The following is a 19,882-nucleotide window of genomic DNA, read 5'->3' as shown; positions in this document are numbered from 1 at the left end:
CCCATAACCTCACCATAAAACTCAACGGCCTTATGGATATCTGGAACTGTGATACCTACATGTGAAAACGACCTAGGATATTTTGCTTCTTTCATATTTTTTTGTTTTAAATTGTTCAGATTAATTTATGAAAAACGAATCCTATAAAGCTAATCATTTCTATTGAACTTTGACAAATTTGAAATTTGAAATATCTTTCAAGATATCCTTAAAAGATAAACCCCAAACCTACTTCATAAATATGATTGATTTGATCTTGTAGTACAACATTAGTTCTATGTTGATAATCTGCTTTTAAGACTATATTTTCTTTGGTATTATAGTTCACTCCAAAAATCCATATGCTCAAATCATTCACCGATTTTGGAAGGTTCTCCAGAACGGTTTCAATATTAAAATGTGTATTCAATCGTTCATATCGAGTAAACAGTGTCAGCTTTTGTTCATTTGCATTGAAGAAAAAATTCTCATTTTCTTTCCTTATTTTACTTTTTGTCAAATAAGGTAATACATCACAGCCAAACTCAAATAAATAACCATACACCTCTTTCCCTAATACCTGTCCATTCCCTGTTGCTGATAATGTTTGTTGATAGATTTTTTCTGTATCTTCTAACTGCCCATAAGTACCAATCCCGACGAAACTAAAATTGTCTTTTTGGTATTTAGCATAAGCCGATGTCAAACTGATATTTCCTTTGATTTTAGTCTCTGTAGCATCTTCTAAAACCGTAGCTCCTTGACCTGATTCTCCGTAGTATCCAGAAAGAGAAAGAGTAACATTCTTAAAACCAGTGTAATTTATTTGAGGATTGATGGAGATTGATTTTGGAGCATCAAATCGTATTTCTCTTCCTTGACGAATCCAGGTGGGACTTAAAAAATGTTCACTATTCAACCCTTGAGAGAAACCTAAGGCATAACTCCAATCGTTAGAAATATTTCCATAGAACATCACGCCAAGCTCAATCCAAGTACTAGGAATAATCAACCGTTCTACCTCTGAACGATTCACAGAATGAAACATAATAGGTTCATCATTATTATTCACATACCCAATAGTCAAAGGGTAAAAACCAATTCTTGCTTTCAAATAATCTCTGTATAAAAAATCTACAAAAGCTTCAAATACAAATTCCAAATGAGCTTCTTCTTGCTTGAAATGAATATATTCAAACTGGACCTCTGAATTCCAAATTAATTTATCTGTAATTCGGTAACCAAAAAATGTAGCAAAACGATACAATCCAGAATAATACAATTCTAAATCTCCCATATTTTTATCTACCATACCTTGTGAAGGAACATAGTTGAACTCTCCAAAACCACTGATAGAATATTTTTTCTCTGAGAAAAATATTTTTGATGCCGCTAAAGCTAAACCAGGCTGCTGTTTCAACTCAGAAGAATTGTTTTTTTGTAGAGAATCTAATTCATTTTTATTCTGTCCAAAACCAATCGAAACACTCAATAAAAAAGTAAGAGCAAATAAATTTCTCATGGTAAAAATTTCTAGATAAAGATACGGTATTCAGGGACAAAATAAATAGATTCAAACTAAAAAAGCATTTCCTAAAAGTAAAGAAATTAAAATTCAAATAAAATCGTGTTCTCTAAAAAATGTACTATTGTTAAACTCCTGTGGCTTGATCTAGATTTATTTGTTCTTTTTTATAAGAATTCAATTCAAAAAACCGGGTTTTAACATTAATCAAAACTGACATTTGGAGTTCCCGAAAAACTTCAGTCAATACTTCCATCGTACCACTATCGTAATTTACATAATCCGACATATAATTTCGGGTTCTTTTAAGAGCATCGGTTACCAGTTGCTGTTGAGCTGTTCTACTTATAATCTCAGCGCCTGCTGTATAGGTATACATCCCTGTTTTTATGGGTCTTCCTATATCATCATACCATATATAAGACCATTGGTTAAGCGGACGTTGCAATCCATTTTGAGTCAATACAGGTCTATTTAACTCATCATAAACGATAAACGCTCTTGCTTTTCCGGGTTCTTGTTTTTCTTCGAGCTCTTTAGACTCTATTGTTTTAATACATTCGTTGTAAACAACGGTAAATTCATTTATCTTTTTCATAGCATTGATTAGGATATACATCTAAATTAATAGCTATTGAATTGATAAACTATTACAAAACAATTTCATAACCTTAGCTTAACACTTGTTTTTACTAGGTTTCTGTATACTAAGAGATTGTCTAAAATTAGTTTTTAACCGATATTCTGATTATAAATGTCATTATCTGTATTGATTGAGCTTATTTCCTTTTTATTTTCTAAAATTGAACGTAGATTGTTCATGTCTTGACTTACTTTTCTTTCAATAACCTTCGCATAAATCTGTGTAGTGGTAATTTTTGTATGCCCCAACATCTTTGAAACAGTTTCTATAGGTACTCCATTTGACAAAGTAATTGTCGTAGCAAAAGTATGTCGAGCCATATGGAAAGTGAGGTTCTTAGATACACCACAGATATCTGCAATTTCCTTTAAATAGCTGTTTACTTTTTGATTGGAGATATTCGGGAATACCATGTTTTTAGAAAGTATTCGAATATCTGTTTGATATTTTTCGAGTATTGTTTTTGGTACTTCTAATAACGGTAATCGAACGGATATTTTTGTTTTTTGTCTTTTAGTAATAAGCCAATTATTTCCATCTATGCTCAAATGAATATTATCGGGTGTCAATTGGATTATATCTATATATGCTAAACCTGTATAACAACTAAAGATAAATAAATCTTTAACCAGGTCTAAACGTGGTATTTTACTTGTATAATTCTCAATAAACGTTAACTCTGTCGCTGTTAAAAACTCTCTTTCTCTTTTTTCTAATGAAAATTTAAACCTAACAAATGGATCTTTATCTAACCACTCGTTTGAAATAGCCATATTCACCATTTTCTTTAGCCTTTGGATATGCTTCATTGCTGTATTGTTAGCAATCGTTCTTTTTGTTTCTTTACAAACATAGTTTCTTAAAAAACGTTCAAAACCAATAATAAATTCATGATTGAGAGCTGTTAAGTACATGTCTGTAGTTTTGCACTTCTCTTCAATAAATTCTTGAATATATCGTTGACTTGTTCTATAACTACGAAGTGTATTTTTATGAATCTTATGTTCTACATTCTCATTGTGATACTTAAAAATATCTTTTAGAGAATGATGCTGCACATCGGTTCCAAAAAAACGTGCTTTTACCAGCTGAGGTGTTATTAGTTTATTCTCTAATTCTAGCGTTTGATAAGATTGTACAATTTTTGCTTTTACGGTATCTATATTCTGATTTAAAGCACGCGCTTCTTGACTATTCCCTTTTACTTTGGATTTCGATTTATCCCATGACGAAATATCAATCTTTCGCTTTAGACTTATATTTGTTCTTTTTTGATTAATTGTAACCCTGCCATACAATTCTGCTTGATTATTTATGGCACGCGAAGAATTAATCCAGATTAGGATTGAAAAAGTTGTTGAAGATTTCATAGTTGTCGTCTTTTAAGTTAAACTCATTTTAGACGAAAGTCAAATCAACTAATAATATACTTCTTAAAGTAGTCAACAAAATTCAACAATATAAGCTGTTGACCGATTTGTTGACCTAAGATATGAATAAATATCAAATAACTCGATAGTAGGGAACAAAAAAAAACCTTGAAAACATACTGTTTACAAGGTTTTAAGCTTATTTAATTTTGCCTTTGCGGTCTGGACGGGACTCGAACCCGCGACCCCCTGCGTGACAGGCAGGTATTCTAACCAGCTGAACTACCAGACCGTTGCTGTTAGCGGTTGCAAATTTACATTGTATTCACGTTTCTCACAAGCTTTTTTACATAAAAATTAGGTTTATTTTCTTCTAACAAAAACCACATCCCTTAGTCCTTTCATTTACAAATAATTAAAAAAACAATTCTTGTGAAAAGTATTTTAACTTTCGAGATTTTCATCCACAATTCTCTTAATTTTTGAATTCAAAGAAGCAATAGATCTATAACTTGTATGCTCTAAAATTATTATTACCATATCATCCTTGGGATATTGAATCAACCCTGTATTAAATCCATTCCATTTTCCATAGTGATATACTCTGCCTTCTTTGCCATGGTCCAATCTAAAACCGAAACCATAGGGTACATTTCTTCCATACTTTGTTTTCCCTCTAGTTTGCATTAATGCCAAGGATTCTTTAGACAATAACATTCCATGATGCAAACCATAATTCCATTTGTACAAATCTTCTGTATTGGCATACACATTTTTATCACCCACAATGGCATCGTTAACCGTTCCTCTAATTTTTAAATGACGCCAACCTTTATACAAACGATACCCAGTTAATTGATTGCTTCTAATCGTATCCTTTTTATAACTGTACACAAAAGAATTCTTCATGCCCAAAGGTTCAAAAATATTTTGAGCAACAAAATCAGCATACGCCATTCCACTAATTTTTTCTACGATAGATGCCAATACAAAATAACCTGTATTCGAATAATCAAAATTCCTACCTGCTCTAAAAAATCGAGGTGTTTCGGTTTCTTCTAACAAAGCCATCATCTCTGCATTGCTAGGAGGTTCTTTTTCCTCCCACTTATGCTCAGCAACCCAAAAATATTTTGGCAAGCCAGAGGTATGTGTCAACAAATGTTTTATGGTTACATCTTTGTAAGGAAAATCGGGATAATACTGAGCTACAGAATCCGAATATTGAATCAACCCTCTCTCCTCTAAAAGTACAATGGCAGCCGCGGTAAACTGTTTACTAACGGAGGCTATTTGAAAAGCAGATGTTTCATGCAGTAATTTTTTACTTCTAAAATCTGCATAACCAATTTGATTGTTATAAACGATTTTTCCATTTTTTGCAACCAACACAGCCCCGTGAAAATCATATCTTTTATGAATTCTTTTTAAAAGTGAATCCATTTTATGTGTCACTTTAGCGACTTCAGAACTTGGGTATTCTTTTACAACTACTCCTTTTTCTCTAGGAATTGTTTTAATACTGTCTTTCTCTATTTTTTGAATTGTCTTTTGCGTATAGTTTGAGGTTCTTCCTAGTTTTAAAAACAGGAAAACCGAAATCAAAATAACAGCAATAAGGAATATTTTTTTTCTCAAAAAGTTCTTTCATTAAATCAACTTGCAAATTAACATTATCTCTTGGTTTAGCAAAAAAATGATTGTTTAAGATTACTTAAATCCTCATTTTCATAAAAAAACCTCAAAACTACTGTCTTGAGGTAAAAAATAACCGAAAAGTTTTTTTATTGGGGCTTAAAACACTAGTAATAAACTTCTAAAAGCTCAGATTTAACATCACATTGTAAGGATATCTTTTTGATTGTCGCTGGGATCAATATCGTTTCTCCCTTTTTAAGCGTATATTCTTTAATCCCATCAAAAATAGTACTTTAAAATCAGGTGGAGGATTTGCTATAAACGGAAATCACCAATATGGAGATGAGTATACGATTGACGCAAATTTCGAAAATGTAACAATCGTGAATAATTACGCTGTTATTACAGGAGGAGCAGTACACACAATAGGAGTAGATTTTGTTGCAGGAGGAAGTGGCTCTATAACTACTGGTGACACAAACACAAGTCTAAGAATGGTGCACTGCACCGTTGCATATAATACAAGTGATGATGATGCAAAATCCGGAATTACATTTGCTAACGGATCTGCAACAACAGGCCCTCACTTTAATATTTATAATTCCATTGTTGTGAGTGCAGATGATGTGAGTAAAAAAGCTTTGAATTTTGCCAACTCCAATGCAAATGATGTTATTAATAATATTCTTGGAGGTCTTAATTCTTTTGCGGCGGTTCAAGATCTTAATAATGAAAAAGGAAAAACAGCTACTTTTGCAGGTTTGGCAGGTTCGTTAAGTGACGAAGGTGGTAATACCCACGTGATCGTTATCAGTGGTGGTAGCAATTCTGAAGATTATTGTTCTTCTACTACTCGAATTACTTTACCGACATCGGATCAAAGAGGGTATACTCGATCTGTTATTTATGATGCAGGAGCTTATGAAATTGCAGGTGTTTTGCTAAACAATAATAAAATAACTTCTGAAAACTTTAACATTTACCCAAATCCAGCGAATGAATTTATCCATATCAATGTAGATATTGACATTCAAGATGTGAAACTATATTCTATGCTAGGTGACTTGGTAAAAGATTTTGGACAAGCAAAAATATTAGACGTATCCAATATTAATTCAGGGATTTACCTAATTAAGGTGACTGATGAAAACAATAAACAATTTATCAAACAGGTTGTTATCGAATAGTACTATTAAAAAGTAAGAAAAACTCCTTAGATGTTTATCAAAAAAAGTAAAGAAACAAACTTGAAGTCAAATGGTTCATTTATTTTTGCAGGATGGATTTTACATTACAATCAGCATACAAACCTACAGGAGATCAACCGGAAGCCATCAAGCAACTAACAGAGGGTATTTTAAAGGATGAAAAATACATGAATCTTTTAGGGGTTACAGGTTCTGGAAAAACTTTTACGGTAGCTAATGTAATTCAAAACGTAAACAGGCCTACTTTAGTATTGGCACATAACAAAACATTGGCAGCACAGCTATATGCTGAGTTCAAGGAATTTTTCCCAAACAATGCCGTTGAATATTTTGTTTCTTATTACGACTATTACCAACCAGAGGCTTACATACCTTCTAGCGGAGTTTTTATAGAAAAAGACCTTTCTATCAATGATGATATTGAACGTTTGAGAATCAGCACCTCCTCTGCACTTCTTTCTGGAAGAAGAGATGTTTTGGTAATTGCTTCTGTATCCTGTTTGTATGGTATTGGAAACCCCGTTGAATTTAAAAAAAATGTAATTACCATAGAGCAAGATCAAGTTTTGGCGAGAACCAAATTCTTGCATATGTTAGTGCAAAGTCTATATTCTAGAACCGAAACAGAAATTAAAAGTGGAAGCTTTAAGGTAAAAGGAGATACCATTACCATCTATCCTTCTTACGGAGAATTCGCCTATAGAGTTCATTTTTTTGGAGATGAAATAGAAGAGATTGAATCTTTTGATGTTGAAAATAATACCGTCGTAGAAAAATTTGAAACTTTAAATATTTATCCTGCTAATTTATTTGTTACTTCCCCAGATATTCTGCAGAATGCCATCCACCAGATACAAGAAGATATGGTGAAGCAAGTAGATTACTTTAAGGAAATTGGCAAACACTTAGAAGCAAAAAGACTAAAAGAACGTACTGAGTTTGACTTAGAAATGATCCGCGAATTGGGCTATTGTAGTGGAATTGAAAATTATTCGAGATATTTAGATGGAAGAGAACCTGGGACTCGACCTTTTTGCTTATTGGATTATTTCCCTGAAGATTATTTAATGGTTATTGACGAGAGTCACGTAACCGTACCTCAGACACATGCCATGTATGGTGGCGATAGATCTAGAAAAGAAAACCTAGTTGAATTTGGTTTTCGATTGCCCGCTGCCATGGACAACAGACCTTTAAAGTTTGAAGAATTTGAAGCAGTACAAAATCAAGTATTATACGTGAGTGCTACTCCAGCCGACTATGAATTAGAAAAAACGGAAGGACATTTTGTAGAGCAAGTCATTAGACCTACTGGTTTATTAGATCCAATTATTGAAGTGCGCCCGAGTGAAAACCAGATAGACGATTTAACGGAAGAAATTCAACAAAGAATAGAACTAGATGAAAGAGTATTAGTAACTACACTTACCAAAAGAATGGCGGAAGAGTTGGCCAAATTCTTGACGAGAATACAAATTCGTTGTAGGTATATTCATTCTGATGTTGATACGCTTGAACGTGTTCAAATATTACAAGATTTAAGAAAAGGTTTGTTTGATGTTTTGATTGGAGTAAACCTATTAAGAGAAGGATTGGATTTACCTGAAGTTTCTTTAGTGGCAATTATTGATGCTGATAAAGAAGGATTCCTACGATCACATAGATCTTTAACACAAACTATTGGTAGAGCTGCAAGAAATGTAAATGGTAAAGCCATCATGTACGGAGATAAAATTACCAAAAGTATGGAGTTGACCATTTCTGAAACTGCAAGAAGGAGAGAAAAACAAATTGCCTATAATGTTAAAAACAACATTACTCCGAAACAAATTATTAAAAAAATTGACAACGCGTTATTAGAAAACCAAGGAACTTCTTATTCTTCTATTGATGAAAATATTGCCGCAGAACAAGATCTTACCTATTTGACAAAAGGAGAAATAGAAAAGAGAATCAATCAAGCAAGAAAAGAAATGGAAGCTGCCGCTAAAAATCTTGATTTTATTGTAGCTGCCAAATTGCGAGATCAAATAAAAGAGTTAAAAGAAAAATTGTAGAAAAGCAGGAAACACCCTTCGACAGTATTTCGAGAACCTCAATAACCGACTCAGGGTCCGGAGGAGTTTAATCGGAGGCTGAGCCTATCAAAGTCTCATGTATTAGTACCAGGTATCAGGAGTCAGGAAGCAAGTATAAAAACATCTAATGCCGTTATTTCATTTTGTCACTTCGAGTGAATTTATGAATGAAATGAAGAAATTTGTATCGAGAAGTAGCACCCAAATAGTTCTCGATACAATCCATGAAAAATGGATCACTCGAACTGACAGGGCTTGGTAGCAAGAGGCAAGAAGTCAGGAAACAAGAATCAAGAGTAACCCTTCGATAAGCCTCGGGACAGGATTACGGAGGCTGAGCCTATCAAAGTCTCATGTATTAGTAGCAGGAGACAAGAATCAAGAAACCAGGAATCCTGAATTTTGTGTCTTGTGTCTTGTGTCTTGTGTCTTGTGTCTTGTGTCTTGTGTCTTGTGTCTTAAATCAAGTATAAAAACATCTAATGCGGTTATTGCATTTTGTCACTTCGAGTGAATTTATGAATGAAATGAAGAAATTTGTATCGAGAAGTAGTACCCAAATAGTTCTCGATACAATCCATGAAAAATGGATCACTCGAACTGACAGGGCTTGACTTGAAGAGTCAGGAATCAGGAATCAGGTGTCAAAACCCAAATACCAATAACTAAAAACTAAGAATCCGGAGGCTGAGCCTGTCGAAGTCTCGTATTCTAGTCCAATAAATCGGACTAGATAAACCCACCAGAACTGGCTTCATTGGAATCTCTGTTTTTTCTTTTTCTTGCTTTATTTTTTCCACCTCCAAAATTATACATAAAACCTAAGAAGACGGTTCTACTCTCCCAGTTAAACTGTCCTCTTTGAGGAATAGGTTTGTCTGAGGTAAACTTAAATTTCATGCCTTTAAAAATATCATTAAAATTCAGTGTCAGTGTTCCTTTTCCTTTTAATATATTATAACTAGCACCGGTATTTACCATCCACATAGGATCTACATTAAATTGAATGGATTGTCCACCTCCTCTATACATCGCAAACAGTTGCAATCGTAAATCTTTAGTTGCGGTGAAATTGTTGTTGATCCTAAAATTAAAAGCATTGTTTTGCACTTCTATCAGTTCATTATTTGCGATTCCACTTTCTCTTTGAATATACAAATCCATACTTGCATTCATTCTCCACCAATTTGAAAAAGCATGGTTGCTAGACAATTCAAATCCATACCTATCACTAGCAGCTGAATTGATATAGGAAAGTTCTAATTTATCTTCATCAAACTCATCAATATTCAAAACTCTAGTTATATTATCATTTATCTTTCTTAAAAAAGTACCAACGGTAAAAGATCCTTTCTCATACTGACGCATGTAACTGATTTCAAATGAATTGGTAAACTGAGGTCTCAATTCAGGATTTCCGATAGAAGTAATTAGCGGCGTACTCCATTCTCTAATAGGATTTACTTGCTGAATAGAAGGTCTGTCCACCCTTCTACTATAACTGAATTGATACTGATTTTTTTCATTTGGGTTGTACGTAAAAAAAGCGGATGGGTACACCGTAAATATTTTATCTGTATACTCGGCCGTTTCTCCAGACTGAGCAAAATCGCCACGAACCTCATAATTTTCTAACCTTGCTCCTAATTGCATAGTCAATTTATCAAATTGCTGATTGTAGTTGGCATAAACCGAATAAATATCACGATCATATCGAAAAGAACTATTTCCTATAGGTGCTGTTTCGTACCAAGAAACTAGTTCTCCATCTACGATAATTGTTTTTGGAATTCTATTCCCGTTATCATCATACACAAAATTATGCTGTGTTGTATTCAAACTATTTTTAGTTCTATTATAGCGAGCTTCTAAGCCCAATTCCAGTTTTGTCTTTTCTGATAAGTGCTTTGTATAATCCAAATTATACAGATCTCTCCCCTTGTCGTCCACCACATAATCCGTATAATTCCTTGTATTGTCATAAGGTTTCACCCGTTCGTAAAAATCAGCACCCTGCTCTCTATCATAATTAGAAATATTTGCCTCCAATTCAAGTTTTTCTCCTTCCCTTATATCAAACGTATAGGCAAAATCATACGTTTTTGAATCCCCATCATTGTCTATATCTGACGGACTATCGGAATGAATTGCTCCTGTTATGAATGTACTAGAAAACTGAGAATCCTTTGATTTGTTTTGAGTTGTATACACCGACAAAGTATGTTTGTCATTTATGTAATAATCCGCACCTACTTTTAAAATGTGATTGGCATAATTAGATTCAAAATTAAAATCTTGCTGTATACTATTATCATCTCTTAAAACAATACCATAATTTGTATTGTCTCCATTATTGTATCCATAATTACCAAAGAAATTTACCCTTCCTGTTTTAAAGTTCATATTGGTAGAATAATTATATCTAGGATTCTCACCATAAGTCAGACCTGTATTTACAGAACCATTGAATCCTAAATTAGAATTCTTATGTAGAATAATATTGATGATACCACTCATTCCTTCAGGATTATATTTGGCAGAAGGATTGGTTATCAACTCCACACTCTTAATAGAGGTAGAAGGAATTTGTTTTAATAATTGCGCTTCAGGTACATTTGTCGGTTTTCCGTCTACTAAAATTCTTACGTTTTCATTTCCTCTCAAACTAATATTCCCAGATTGGCTGTCCACAGAAACGGACTGCACATTATTTAACACCGACGCCGCAGTGGCTCCCACAGAAGTTAAATCCTTTCCTACATTAATGACTTTTCTATCAATCTTTTGCTCTACAGTAGATTTTTCTGCCACAACAACTACCTCGTCTAACTCAGAACTTGTTTCTGAAAGTGTTAATTTCCCTAAATCGTACCTTTTTCTTTTTTTAGAAATTTCAATTTTTTTCTGGAATGTTTCGTAACCAATAAAAGAAATCAGCACTTTAAAATTTCCTTGTGGAATTTTTTTGATTTCAAAGTAGCCTTTGTCATCTGTTATGGTTCCAGAAATTGTCTTCCCTTGACCGTCTTGTATCTCAATATTCACATATGGCAACGGCTGATTGCTTTCTTTATCAAACACTTGCCCTGTAATCACACCCAATACATCTTCAGACGCACTCACTGTAAAAGAAGCAGTTACAAAGACAAAACAAAAAATAAATAAGGATTTCATAGTTAGATTTTTTATTATTTCGACACAAATATATAAAATAAATAGTACTATGCAAAACAAAGTACTATTTACAACTAATAACACACCCCTATAAATAGGGAGTTGTAAATTCACTTAATTATGGTTATTGTGGGGAACGTATGAATAGTCTAATTTTACAGTAAGTAAGAGTAATTAAATGGTTATTGTAAAAAACGGATGAAATACGCCCCTTAATGTTCATCCGTTTTTTTACTCTTTTTTTTTAGATTGAATTTTATTGAAATTAGATAAATTAAATTAGTAGTCGGTTAATTATTTCGGTTGTGAACTCGTGCCTGAGACACAACCGATTTTTTTATGGACTCAAAAAAAAAAGCTGCTAACAAATGTTAGCAGCTTTTTTTATAAACTTTATATTTTTAAAGAGCTTCTCCTAACTCTTTTAATCTTTCTGTATTTTCAGCCAACTTAAGACCATCAATAATTTTATGGATATCTCCATTGATTACATTTTGTAAATCATAAAGGGTCATTCCAATTCTGTGTTCTGTGACACGTCCTTGAGGATAGTTGTATGTTCTAATTTTTGCAGATCTATCACCACTGGCAACTAATGAATTCCTTTTCAAAGAATCCGCTGCCAATTTTTTCTCTAGTTCTTGTTCATACAATCTAGAACGTAATACTTTCATGGCCTTGTCTTTGTTCTTATGCTGAGATTTTTGATCTTGACATTGCGCCACCAATCCAGATGGAATATGCGTCAAACGTACCGCAGAATAAGTTGTATTTACCGACTGACCACCAGGTCCTGAAGAACAGAAATAATCAATTCTAATATCACTCATTTTCATATCGATATCAAACTCTTCCGCCTCTGGCAATACCATCACTGTAGCAGCTGAAGTATGCACACGACCCTGAGTTTCTGTTTGAGGAACTCGTTGTACACGGTGCACTCCAGACTCAAATTTCATATCTCCATACACATCCGCACCAGAAATACTGAAAATTATTTCTTTGAATCCACCAGAAGTTCCCTCACTAATGTCTTCAACTTCTACTTTCCAGTTTCTGTCAGAACTATATTTTGTATACATTCTATACAAATCACCAGCAAATATACTTGCTTCATCCCCTCCTGCTCCGGCTCTAATTTCAACAATTACGTTTTTACCATCTTCAGGATCTTTTGGAATCAACATAAATTTAATCTCCTCTTCAATCTGAGGGATTTGTTCATTTGCTTCGTCCAATTCCATTTTTGCCATTTCTACCATTTCAGCGTCTGATCCGTCTGAAATGATTTCTTTAGCCTCCGCAATATTATTTAATAACTTCTCGTATTCATTAGATTTTTCAACAATCTGTCCTAAATCTTTATATTCTTTATTAAGCTTCACATAACGCTTTTGGTCCATGATAATGTCCGGTTGTATGATCAAATCCGACACCTCATCAAAACGTTGCTTAAATATTTTAATCTTATCTAACATCTTTTATCCTTTGCTTAAGAAAGGCAAATTTACGATTTTTTATCATTTTACAGTGTTTTCTGTTCGATTGTTTAAATCGTAAAAAAACAAACAAAAACACTCCCCTATTGCAGACAGTTTTGATCTTACATCACAAAAAAAATCAATTACAAAAAAAGCACCCAACTGGGTGCTTTTTAAAACTATATATTGAAGGTTTTCTAATAAATAAATTCTCCGAATTCACTAGAAATTGTCAACTTATTACTTTCTGAAGCCTCTACTCTACCAACAACCTTAGCCTCAACATTAAAACTCTTTGAAATCTCAATAATTTGAGATGCAATTTCCTCTGGTACATAGATCTCCATTCTGTGACCCATATTGAATACTTGATACATTTCTTTCCAATCTGTACCAGATTGCTCTTGAATCAATTTAAACAATGGAGGAACTTCGAACATATTATCTTTTATAATATGTAAATCTTTTACAAAATGTAAAATTTTAGTTTGAGCACCACCACTACAGTGCACCATACCATGGATTTCTTCTGCAGAGAATTTACCCAAAATTTCTTTTATAATCGGAGCATAGGTTCTTGTTGGAGACAATACCAACTGACCCGCATCTATAGGAGAGTTCTCTACCGCATCCGTCAATTTTACTTTTCCTGAATATACTAACTCTTCTGGTACTGCAGCATCGTAACTTTCAGGATATTTATCTGCTAAATATTTATCAAAAACATCATGACGAGCAGAAGTAAGTCCGTTACTTCCCATTCCACCATTATAAGATTTCTCGTAAGTCGCTTGTCCAAATGACTCCAACCCTACAATAACATCTCCAGGTTTTATGTTTGCATTGTTAACCACATCAGCTCTTTTCATTCTTGCAGTTACTGTTGAATCCACAATAATCGTTCGTACCAAATCACCTACATCCGCAGTTTCACCACCTGTAGAATGAATTTCAACTCCAAACTCTTTCAACTCCTGTAACAACTCTTCTGTTCCATTGATTATCTGAGACAAAACTTCACCAGGAATCAAATTTTTATTTCTACCAATCGTCGAAGATAACATGATATTATCCGTTGCACCAACACATAATAAATCATCAATATTCATGATCAATGCATCTTGGGCAATTCCTTTCCAAACAGAAATATCACCAGTTTCTTTCCAGTACATATAAGCCAGTGAAGATTTGGTACCTGCACCATCTGCATGCATAATCAAACAGTACTCCTTATCACCTGTTAAATGATCCGGTACTATCTTACAAAACGCTTGTGGAAACAAACCTTTATCTACATTTTTAATAGCATTGTGAACATCTTCTTTAGAAGCTGACACCCCTCTTTGACTATACCTTTTACTAGTTTCTGAACTCATTCTAATTTCTTTGAATTTGAAAAATGCAAAGTTACTTATTTGAAATCAATTTTTAGCCAATTGATTGAACTTTAATATACGCAGAAAGGATTTAAGATTTTGCAATATTAAGAGGTTGAAAATAAGATATTCTAAATAAATTAATTTGAAATCAAACATTCCATTAAAAATTTATTTTTCTACGTATTTTTACGTACTTTTTAATACTTGAAAGAAAATTATGTCTTATATTTGTCACTTCATAAATTTATCATAGAAACATATAAACAATACATTATAGAATTATGGCTAAAATTAAATTAGAGTACCTTTGGTTGGACGGTTACAAGCCAACTCAAAACTTAAGAAGTAAAACTAAAGTTGAGGAGCATGAAAACTTCCAAGGAACACTTGAAGAATTAGACAACTGGTCTTTCGATGGTTCATCTACACAACAAGCTTCTGGTGGAGCATCTGACTGTATCTTAAAACCTGTAGCAATCTATCCAGATCCTGCTCGTGTAAACGGATGGTTAGTAATGACTGAGGTATTAAATGCTGATGGAACTGCACATGAATCTAACGGTCGTGCTACGATTGAAGATGATGATAACGATTTCTGGTTCGGATTTGAGCAAGAATACTTCATCATGGATAGAGATACTCAATTACCATTAGGATTCCCTATCGGTGGTTACCCAGGGCCTCAAGGAATGTACTACTGTTCAGTTGGTGGAAAAAACACTTTCGGAAGAGACTTCGTTGAAGAGCATGCTGATTTATGTATCGAAGCTGGATTGAACTTTGAAGGAATCAACCAAGAGGTTGCATCTGGACAATGGGAATTCCAATTGTTTGCAAAAGGAGCTAAGAAAGCTGGAGATGAAATTTGGATCGCTAGATATTTATTAGATCGTTTGACTGAAAAATTCGGATGGTACATTGAATACCACCCAAAACCAATCAAAGGAGACTGGAATGGTTCTGGAATGCACGCTAACTTCTCTAACTCTGTTTTAAGAGAATGTGGTTCTGCTGAGAAATATGCTGAAATCTGTGAGGCTTTCCGTCCTGTAACAAAAGAACATATTGAAGTATACGGAGCACATAACGAGCAACGTTTGACTGGATTGCACGAAACTGCATCTATCAACGATTTCTCTTGGGGTGTATCTGATAGAGGAGCATCTATCCGTATTCCAATTATCGCTGTAGAAAAAGGATACAAAGGATGGTTAGAAGACCGTCGTCCTTCTTCAAACGGAGATCCATACAAAATTGCTGCAAGAATTATCAAAACAGTTAAGCCTATTAGCTAGTTCAAAGCACATGTATATAAAAAGCGTTCAAGTTATCTTGAACGCTTTTTTTATGCTCTTTTATTAAAAAAGTATCGAAAGCGAATGGAGCTCTAAAAAATCATTGTATAGATAAAAGCAATATATATAAGGAGTAAAATCCCTCCCTCAGGTTTGCCGAAATTCATTTTTCTATAGAAAAAACTTAGTGGTAAAATCAGAAAAGAAATTCCTAACATCCAATAGATATCATTTTCTATCAACCCCTTGTCTACAATTTCAATTGGGTGGATGACAGCTGTCAATCCTAAAACAGCCAAAATATTAAAAATATTAGACCCTAATAAATTCCCCAAGCTGATGGCTTTTTCTTTCTTTAATACAGCAATGATAGAAGCTGACAATTCAGGAATACTTGTTCCAACAGACACAATAGAGACTCCGATGATTCTCTGACTTACATTAAATTGTTCCGCCAATCCCACAGCTCCTGTTATCAATAGCTCAGATCCTCCCCACAATGCAACACCACCAACAGCTAAAAAAAGTAATGCTTTCCACAAGGGTAATTCTTCATCATCTTCTGGCATCTCATCCTCAACAGCCGTCTTTTGAAATTTTAGCATATAGACCAAAAAGGCAACCAATGCACCAAAAAGAATAGCTCCCTCATAAGCTACAAGTTGACCATCAAATACGATAAAAACGTATAACAAAATAGAAGCGAGCATCATGATAGGCCAGTCGGTTTTAAAAAAACTCTGGGTCACTTTTATATCAGATAGCAAAACCGTTATTCCCAACACTAATGCTAGGTTTGCAATATTAGAACCGATCACATTTCCCATAGCCAAATCAGAATGTCCTTGTAATGCCGATTTCAAACTAACAATTAGTTCCGGTGCTGAAGTAGCAAAAGAAACCACCGTCATACCTATAATAATTTTAGGTATTTGCAAACGCAATGAAAACCCTACTGCAGATTTCAATAACCAATCTCCTCCTAAGATTAATAAGACCAAACCAACGACAATAAATAACAAATCCATTCTAATAATTTTGTGACAAATATACCTATTCTTATAGAGGACAGATTTAATTTTGAATTTACTTTAACAAAAATCTTCAATTTATTTTGTAATTTAGATACATCCCAAAAATGGAGAACTATGAAAAAACAGTTGTATAAATCAATTGCTAAATTCAATAAATTGGTTTTACCTTCTTTCGGTAAAAAACAATTAGACATGAGCAAGGCTAAAAAATGGCAACTCGCAATTATTGGCTACAGAGCTTTCATTACAAAAAAATCTTTATAATCATAAAACACATTCTATGGCAAACGAATCAAACCATGTTGCATTACATACGGCTTCATTTATTGAAATTCAACGACTTCAATTAGATTTAAATGATGCTGAAATTCCTTTTATAACAAAAAACGATTCCGAATCGGCGAGACTCGCAGGATTTGGATCTTTTGGTGATCATGTAGAACTTTTAGTCTATGAAGATGACTTGAAAGAAGCGAGTAAAATACTGGAGAAGTTTAAAGGAGAATTAATTTAATTTTTTTTCTATTTTTGTTTTGCATATTGCAATAAAACTCTATATTTGCAACCGCTTAACGGCCGCGTGGCGCAACTGAATAGCGCACTTGATTACGGCTCAAGAGGTTATAGGTTTGAATCCTATCGCGGTCACAAAATCTTATAGATTTTAGATACAAAATCCCTTAAAACTTATGTTTTTAGGGATTTTTTGGTTTATCAAATAGGGATACATAAATTTAAATGCCTTTGTGACAAAACCTGCTTCTATAAAAATTGGATTTATTACATTTGATCTTTCAAAATTATCTCCATTAATAAAATGCAAGAAAAACCCGCCATAGAACTGCTCCCTGTAAGAAAATTTATCTTTTTATTTATTGTCAGTCTTGGGCTTTATAATGTTTGGTGGATGTATAAAACATGGAAGATTTTTAGGGAAAGAGATCAATCGGACATCATGCCCGCGGCAAGAGCTATTTTCGCTATTTTCTTTTTATATATGTTATTTGAAAGAATTCAAGAATTTGCAAAATCAACGGGTTACAAAGAAAGTTTTTCCTCTATGGCCTATTTTATCGGATTTGTAGCATTCAATATGTCAAGTCGACTACCGGGTGGCTTATGGGTCATTTCATTTTTATCCGTTCTATGCTTGATTCCCGCATTAAACGCATTTAATTATGGCATCAAACACTCTGGCGATTATGAAATCATAGAAGATGAAAAATTCAATCAAAATCAAATAGTATTAACAGTAATCGGAACCCTATTCTGGATGCTTACCATCATTGGTATGTTTGCTGATCCTGAAAATATAAATCCGGTTTAAGAATTCCTTAGTTCCAGCTCAACTTTTTTCTCTCGTTCCAATAGGAATCGGTTGATATGGCAAAAGACTTTAAAAGAAACAACTCTTCTTCCTCTAAAACGAAACCATTCGCTTTTAGATTACTTAGTAAATGTTCCTTTTCTAAGGCTCCACTAAGCACAGAATAAGAATCTAAACTTTGTACGCAAAATCTCAAAGCAATAGCATCCGCCCCCACATCATATTTCTTTGCTAATTTTTTCAATTCATTATAAAGTAAATCATACTGTGTAAAATTCTTATTGGGTAACAACCTACCATTTGCAAGTGCTTCTTTCACTATGATTCTTTTTTCATCAAGAGCCATTTTATTACAAAACTCAGTCACACTTTGATCCAAAATATTATGTGTCACCTGAAAAACGTCAAATAGTTGTTGTCCATTTACCTCAACATCATATGCCTCTTTCAAAACTTCCAATTGATTAGCACCAGTGGTAGAGAGCCCTATTTTCAAATCGATTTTTTTTTGATATTCGGATAACGTGTGTAACACTTCTTTATTTTTTAACACACCGGTTTCAAAAGTAGCAGAATGAATTTGGTATGTGTTTAAAAATGGTTTCAATTGTTTTGAAACTTCCCATTGCGAAACTAATTTCTCCAAACTATGCTCCTTTACTTCATGAACAAGGGCATCTTTTTTAAATTCTGCAACGTAAGTATACCCCCATTTGGTGGCCAATTCTATTTCGGAATCCGATTTTGACTTCAGCCAATCTATAAGAATCGATTCTGCCATTCCATAACCAGGAGAGGTATCAAAATAACGAATGCCATTTTCGTAAGCCAATTCTAACACACTCAATCCATCCTCCGTAAAGCTTTTTTTATCAAAGGGTTTCGTTTCTTTGGATTTTATATTAATGTATTGTGGTCTACCTATCGCAGCTGTTCCTAGTCCTATTTTTTGCATATCACTTTCTCAATTGAAATATAAACATACTGCTTTGCTCAAAACCATCCAAGAAATACCCTTTTTATTAAAACAAAAAAGAGCCTCAGGAAGGCTCTTTCTTCGAAAAAAAAATAAATAAAAAATCACAGTGATGGCATCAAAACTTCATCGATTACATGAATAACACCATTTGTTCCTTGAATATCTGTAGCGATAACTCCTGCCATATCACCTCCTACATCGGTTATTACTACACCATCTGTAGTAGATATAGTAATATTTTGTCCATTTACAGTTGGTACTGTTCCGCTCGGAACTGCATCAGATCTCACCACTCCAGAAACTGCGTGATAGGTAAGTACATTTGACAACCCATCCGTTCCGATAGCTCCTATCACATCAGCTAAAGTTTGTACTTGTAATTCGTCCAATAAATCAACGAAAGCCATATCATTTGGAGCAAACAATGTGTAAGGTCCTGCTTCAGCATCTGCAAACAAAGCATCTAAACCTCCATCGGCTGCTTCTAACGAAGCTTGCAATGAAGAGAACTCCCAATTTAAATCTATAAGTTCATTAATCGTTAAAGGTAGTATTACTTTGTCTATGACATGAATTACTCCATTACTTGCATCTACGTCCGGAGTGGTCACTTTTGCCTTGTCATTTAACATCACACCATCTGAAGTATTCACATAAAAGCTTAACTTATCCTCTGTTGCAGTAGCAACATATCCAGTAGAAACGCTACTACTTTTAACTTCTGCTCCTAACACATGATACAATAAAACGTTTTTCAATCCTTCTGTAGTTA

The 19,882-nt window shown here is 33.8% G+C and carries 17 protein-coding genes and 2 tRNA genes; 7 read left to right on the top strand and 12 right to left on the bottom strand.

The window, feature by feature from the left end:
- From P8H68_RS04270 to P8H68_RS04245, 6 genes are all read right to left on the bottom strand, one after another.
- A partial coding sequence (locus tag P8H68_RS04270) for a VOC family protein (protein ID WP_366144928.1) occupies window positions 1-95 on the bottom strand: 95 nt, incomplete at its 3' end.
- Between the two features lie 113 nt (window positions 96-208).
- Window positions 209-1,501: a porin gene (locus P8H68_RS04265; RefSeq protein ID WP_300322081.1), complete on the bottom strand. Its 1,293-nt coding sequence runs from the start codon at window positions 1,499-1,501 to the stop codon at window positions 209-211.
- Between the two features lie 130 nt (window positions 1,502-1,631).
- The gene (locus tag P8H68_RS04260) at window positions 1,632-2,102 is read right to left on the bottom strand and encodes a hypothetical protein (protein ID WP_300322080.1); all 471 of its coding nucleotides are present in this window, start codon (window positions 2,100-2,102) and stop codon (window positions 1,632-1,634) included.
- A 134-nt stretch (window positions 2,103-2,236) separates the two neighbouring features.
- A complete protein-coding gene (locus tag P8H68_RS04255; RefSeq protein WP_300322078.1) occupies window positions 2,237-3,517 on the bottom strand; it encodes a site-specific integrase in 1,281 nt (426 codons plus the stop codon).
- A gap of 218 nt (window positions 3,518-3,735) precedes the next feature.
- Window positions 3,736-3,809 (bottom strand) — tRNA-Asp (locus tag P8H68_RS04250).
- Between the two features lie 152 nt (window positions 3,810-3,961).
- Window positions 3,962-5,155, bottom strand: coding sequence for a serine hydrolase (locus P8H68_RS04245; RefSeq protein ID WP_300322076.1), 1,194 nt, complete (start codon window positions 5,153-5,155; stop codon window positions 3,962-3,964).
- A gap of 383 nt (window positions 5,156-5,538) precedes the next feature.
- Here P8H68_RS04245 and P8H68_RS04240 point away from each other — a divergent pair, with 383 nt between their 5' ends.
- Window positions 5,539-6,342 carry a T9SS type A sorting domain-containing protein gene (locus P8H68_RS04240; RefSeq protein WP_300322074.1) on the top strand — a complete coding sequence of 268 codons (804 nt, stop codon included), beginning with the start codon at window positions 5,539-5,541 and terminating at the stop codon, window positions 6,340-6,342.
- 92 nt (window positions 6,343-6,434) lie between these two features.
- Window positions 6,435-8,420, top strand: coding sequence for an excinuclease ABC subunit UvrB (gene uvrB, locus P8H68_RS04235; RefSeq protein WP_300322072.1), 1,986 nt, complete (start codon window positions 6,435-6,437; stop codon window positions 8,418-8,420).
- 750 nt (window positions 8,421-9,170) lie between these two features.
- Here the strand turns inward: uvrB and P8H68_RS04230 are convergent.
- The 3 genes from P8H68_RS04230 to P8H68_RS04220 all read right to left on the bottom strand — a co-directional run bounded on the left by P8H68_RS04230 (window position 9,171) and on the right by P8H68_RS04220 (window position 14,472).
- Window positions 9,171-11,615 (bottom strand): outer membrane beta-barrel family protein, encoded by a 2,445-nt coding sequence (locus P8H68_RS04230; protein WP_300322070.1) that lies wholly within the window; start codon window positions 11,613-11,615, stop codon window positions 9,171-9,173.
- Between the two features lie 401 nt (window positions 11,616-12,016).
- The gene (prfA, locus tag P8H68_RS04225) at window positions 12,017-13,093 is read right to left on the bottom strand and encodes a peptide chain release factor 1 (protein ID WP_300322068.1); all 1,077 of its coding nucleotides are present in this window, start codon (window positions 13,091-13,093) and stop codon (window positions 12,017-12,019) included.
- Between the two features lie 200 nt (window positions 13,094-13,293).
- Window positions 13,294-14,472 (bottom strand): AIR synthase related protein, encoded by a 1,179-nt coding sequence (locus P8H68_RS04220; protein WP_300322066.1) that lies wholly within the window; start codon window positions 14,470-14,472, stop codon window positions 13,294-13,296.
- 284 nt (window positions 14,473-14,756) lie between these two features.
- On the opposite strand from P8H68_RS04220, the gene P8H68_RS04215 reads away from it, so the two are divergent.
- The gene (locus P8H68_RS04215) at window positions 14,757-15,770 is read left to right on the top strand and encodes a glutamine synthetase beta-grasp domain-containing protein (RefSeq protein ID WP_300322064.1); all 1,014 of its coding nucleotides are present in this window, start codon (window positions 14,757-14,759) and stop codon (window positions 15,768-15,770) included.
- Window positions 15,771-15,862: 92 nt separating this feature from the next.
- Here the strand turns inward: P8H68_RS04215 and P8H68_RS04210 are convergent, their stop codons facing one another.
- Window positions 15,863-16,798, bottom strand: coding sequence for a calcium/sodium antiporter (locus tag P8H68_RS04210; protein ID WP_300322062.1), 936 nt, complete (start codon window positions 16,796-16,798; stop codon window positions 15,863-15,865).
- Between the two features lie 120 nt (window positions 16,799-16,918).
- Between P8H68_RS04210 and P8H68_RS04205 the strand changes: the two genes are divergently transcribed.
- From P8H68_RS04205 to P8H68_RS04190, 4 genes are all read left to right on the top strand, one after another.
- Window positions 16,919-17,068: an SsrA-binding protein gene (locus tag P8H68_RS04205; RefSeq protein ID WP_300322060.1), complete on the top strand. Its 150-nt coding sequence runs from the start codon at window positions 16,919-16,921 to the stop codon at window positions 17,066-17,068.
- Window positions 17,069-17,084: 16 nt separating this feature from the next.
- Window positions 17,085-17,318, top strand: a complete 234-nt coding sequence (locus P8H68_RS04200; protein WP_300322058.1) for a DUF2007 domain-containing protein — start codon at window positions 17,085-17,087, stop codon at window positions 17,316-17,318.
- Between the two features lie 60 nt (window positions 17,319-17,378).
- A tRNA-Arg gene (locus P8H68_RS04195) sits at window positions 17,379-17,452 on the top strand.
- Between the two features lie 169 nt (window positions 17,453-17,621).
- A complete protein-coding gene (locus P8H68_RS04190) occupies window positions 17,622-18,131 on the top strand; it encodes a hypothetical protein (RefSeq protein WP_300322056.1) in 510 nt (169 codons plus the stop codon).
- A gap of 7 nt (window positions 18,132-18,138) precedes the next feature.
- Here P8H68_RS04190 and P8H68_RS04185 read toward each other — a convergent pair whose 3' ends face one another.
- On the bottom strand, window positions 18,139-19,086 hold the full coding sequence (locus P8H68_RS04185) for an aldo/keto reductase (protein ID WP_300322054.1): 948 nt from the start codon (window positions 19,084-19,086) through the stop codon (window positions 18,139-18,141).
- A gap of 125 nt (window positions 19,087-19,211) precedes the next feature.
- Window positions 19,212-19,882: fasciclin domain-containing protein (locus P8H68_RS04180; RefSeq protein WP_300322051.1), on the bottom strand; the 671-nt coding region annotated here is incomplete at its 5' end.

This window comes from Flavicella sp. (genome assembly GCF_029238425.1).
Taxonomy (GTDB): domain Bacteria; phylum Bacteroidota; class Bacteroidia; order Flavobacteriales; family Flavobacteriaceae; genus Flavicella.
Note: the sequence above shows the minus strand (reverse complement) of the source record. Positions and strands in the feature narration are given on the sequence as shown.

What these genes read in the sequence shown, in the direction of transcription:
- P8H68_RS04265 (WP_300322081.1), bottom strand. Translation starts at nt 1,501, where the DNA reads ATGAGAAATTTATTTGCTCTTACTTTTTTATTGAGTGTTTCGATTGGT.
- P8H68_RS04260 (WP_300322080.1), bottom strand. Translation starts at nt 2,102, where the DNA reads ATGAAAAAGATAAATGAATTTACCGTTGTTTACAACGAATGTATTAAA.
- P8H68_RS04255 (WP_300322078.1), bottom strand. Translation starts at nt 3,517, where the DNA reads ATGAAATCTTCAACAACTTTTTCAATCCTAATCTGGATTAATTCTTCG.
- uvrB (WP_300322072.1), top strand. Translation starts at nt 6,435, where the DNA reads ATGGATTTTACATTACAATCAGCATACAAACCTACAGGAGATCAACCG.
- P8H68_RS04230 (WP_300322070.1), bottom strand. Translation starts at nt 11,615, where the DNA reads ATGAAATCCTTATTTATTTTTTGTTTTGTCTTTGTAACTGCTTCTTTT.
- prfA (WP_300322068.1), bottom strand. Translation starts at nt 13,093, where the DNA reads ATGTTAGATAAGATTAAAATATTTAAGCAACGTTTTGATGAGGTGTCG.
- P8H68_RS04220 (WP_300322066.1), bottom strand. Translation starts at nt 14,472, where the DNA reads ATGAGTTCAGAAACTAGTAAAAGGTATAGTCAAAGAGGGGTGTCAGCT.
- P8H68_RS04215 (WP_300322064.1), top strand. Translation starts at nt 14,757, where the DNA reads ATGGCTAAAATTAAATTAGAGTACCTTTGGTTGGACGGTTACAAGCCA.
- P8H68_RS04210 (WP_300322062.1), bottom strand. Translation starts at nt 16,798, where the DNA reads ATGGATTTGTTATTTATTGTCGTTGGTTTGGTCTTATTAATCTTAGGA.
- P8H68_RS04205 (WP_300322060.1), top strand. Translation starts at nt 16,919, where the DNA reads ATGAAAAAACAGTTGTATAAATCAATTGCTAAATTCAATAAATTGGTT.
- P8H68_RS04200 (WP_300322058.1), top strand. Translation starts at nt 17,085, where the DNA reads ATGGCAAACGAATCAAACCATGTTGCATTACATACGGCTTCATTTATT.
- P8H68_RS04190 (WP_300322056.1), top strand. Translation starts at nt 17,622, where the DNA reads ATGCAAGAAAAACCCGCCATAGAACTGCTCCCTGTAAGAAAATTTATC.
- P8H68_RS04185 (WP_300322054.1), bottom strand. Translation starts at nt 19,086, where the DNA reads ATGCAAAAAATAGGACTAGGAACAGCTGCGATAGGTAGACCACAATAC.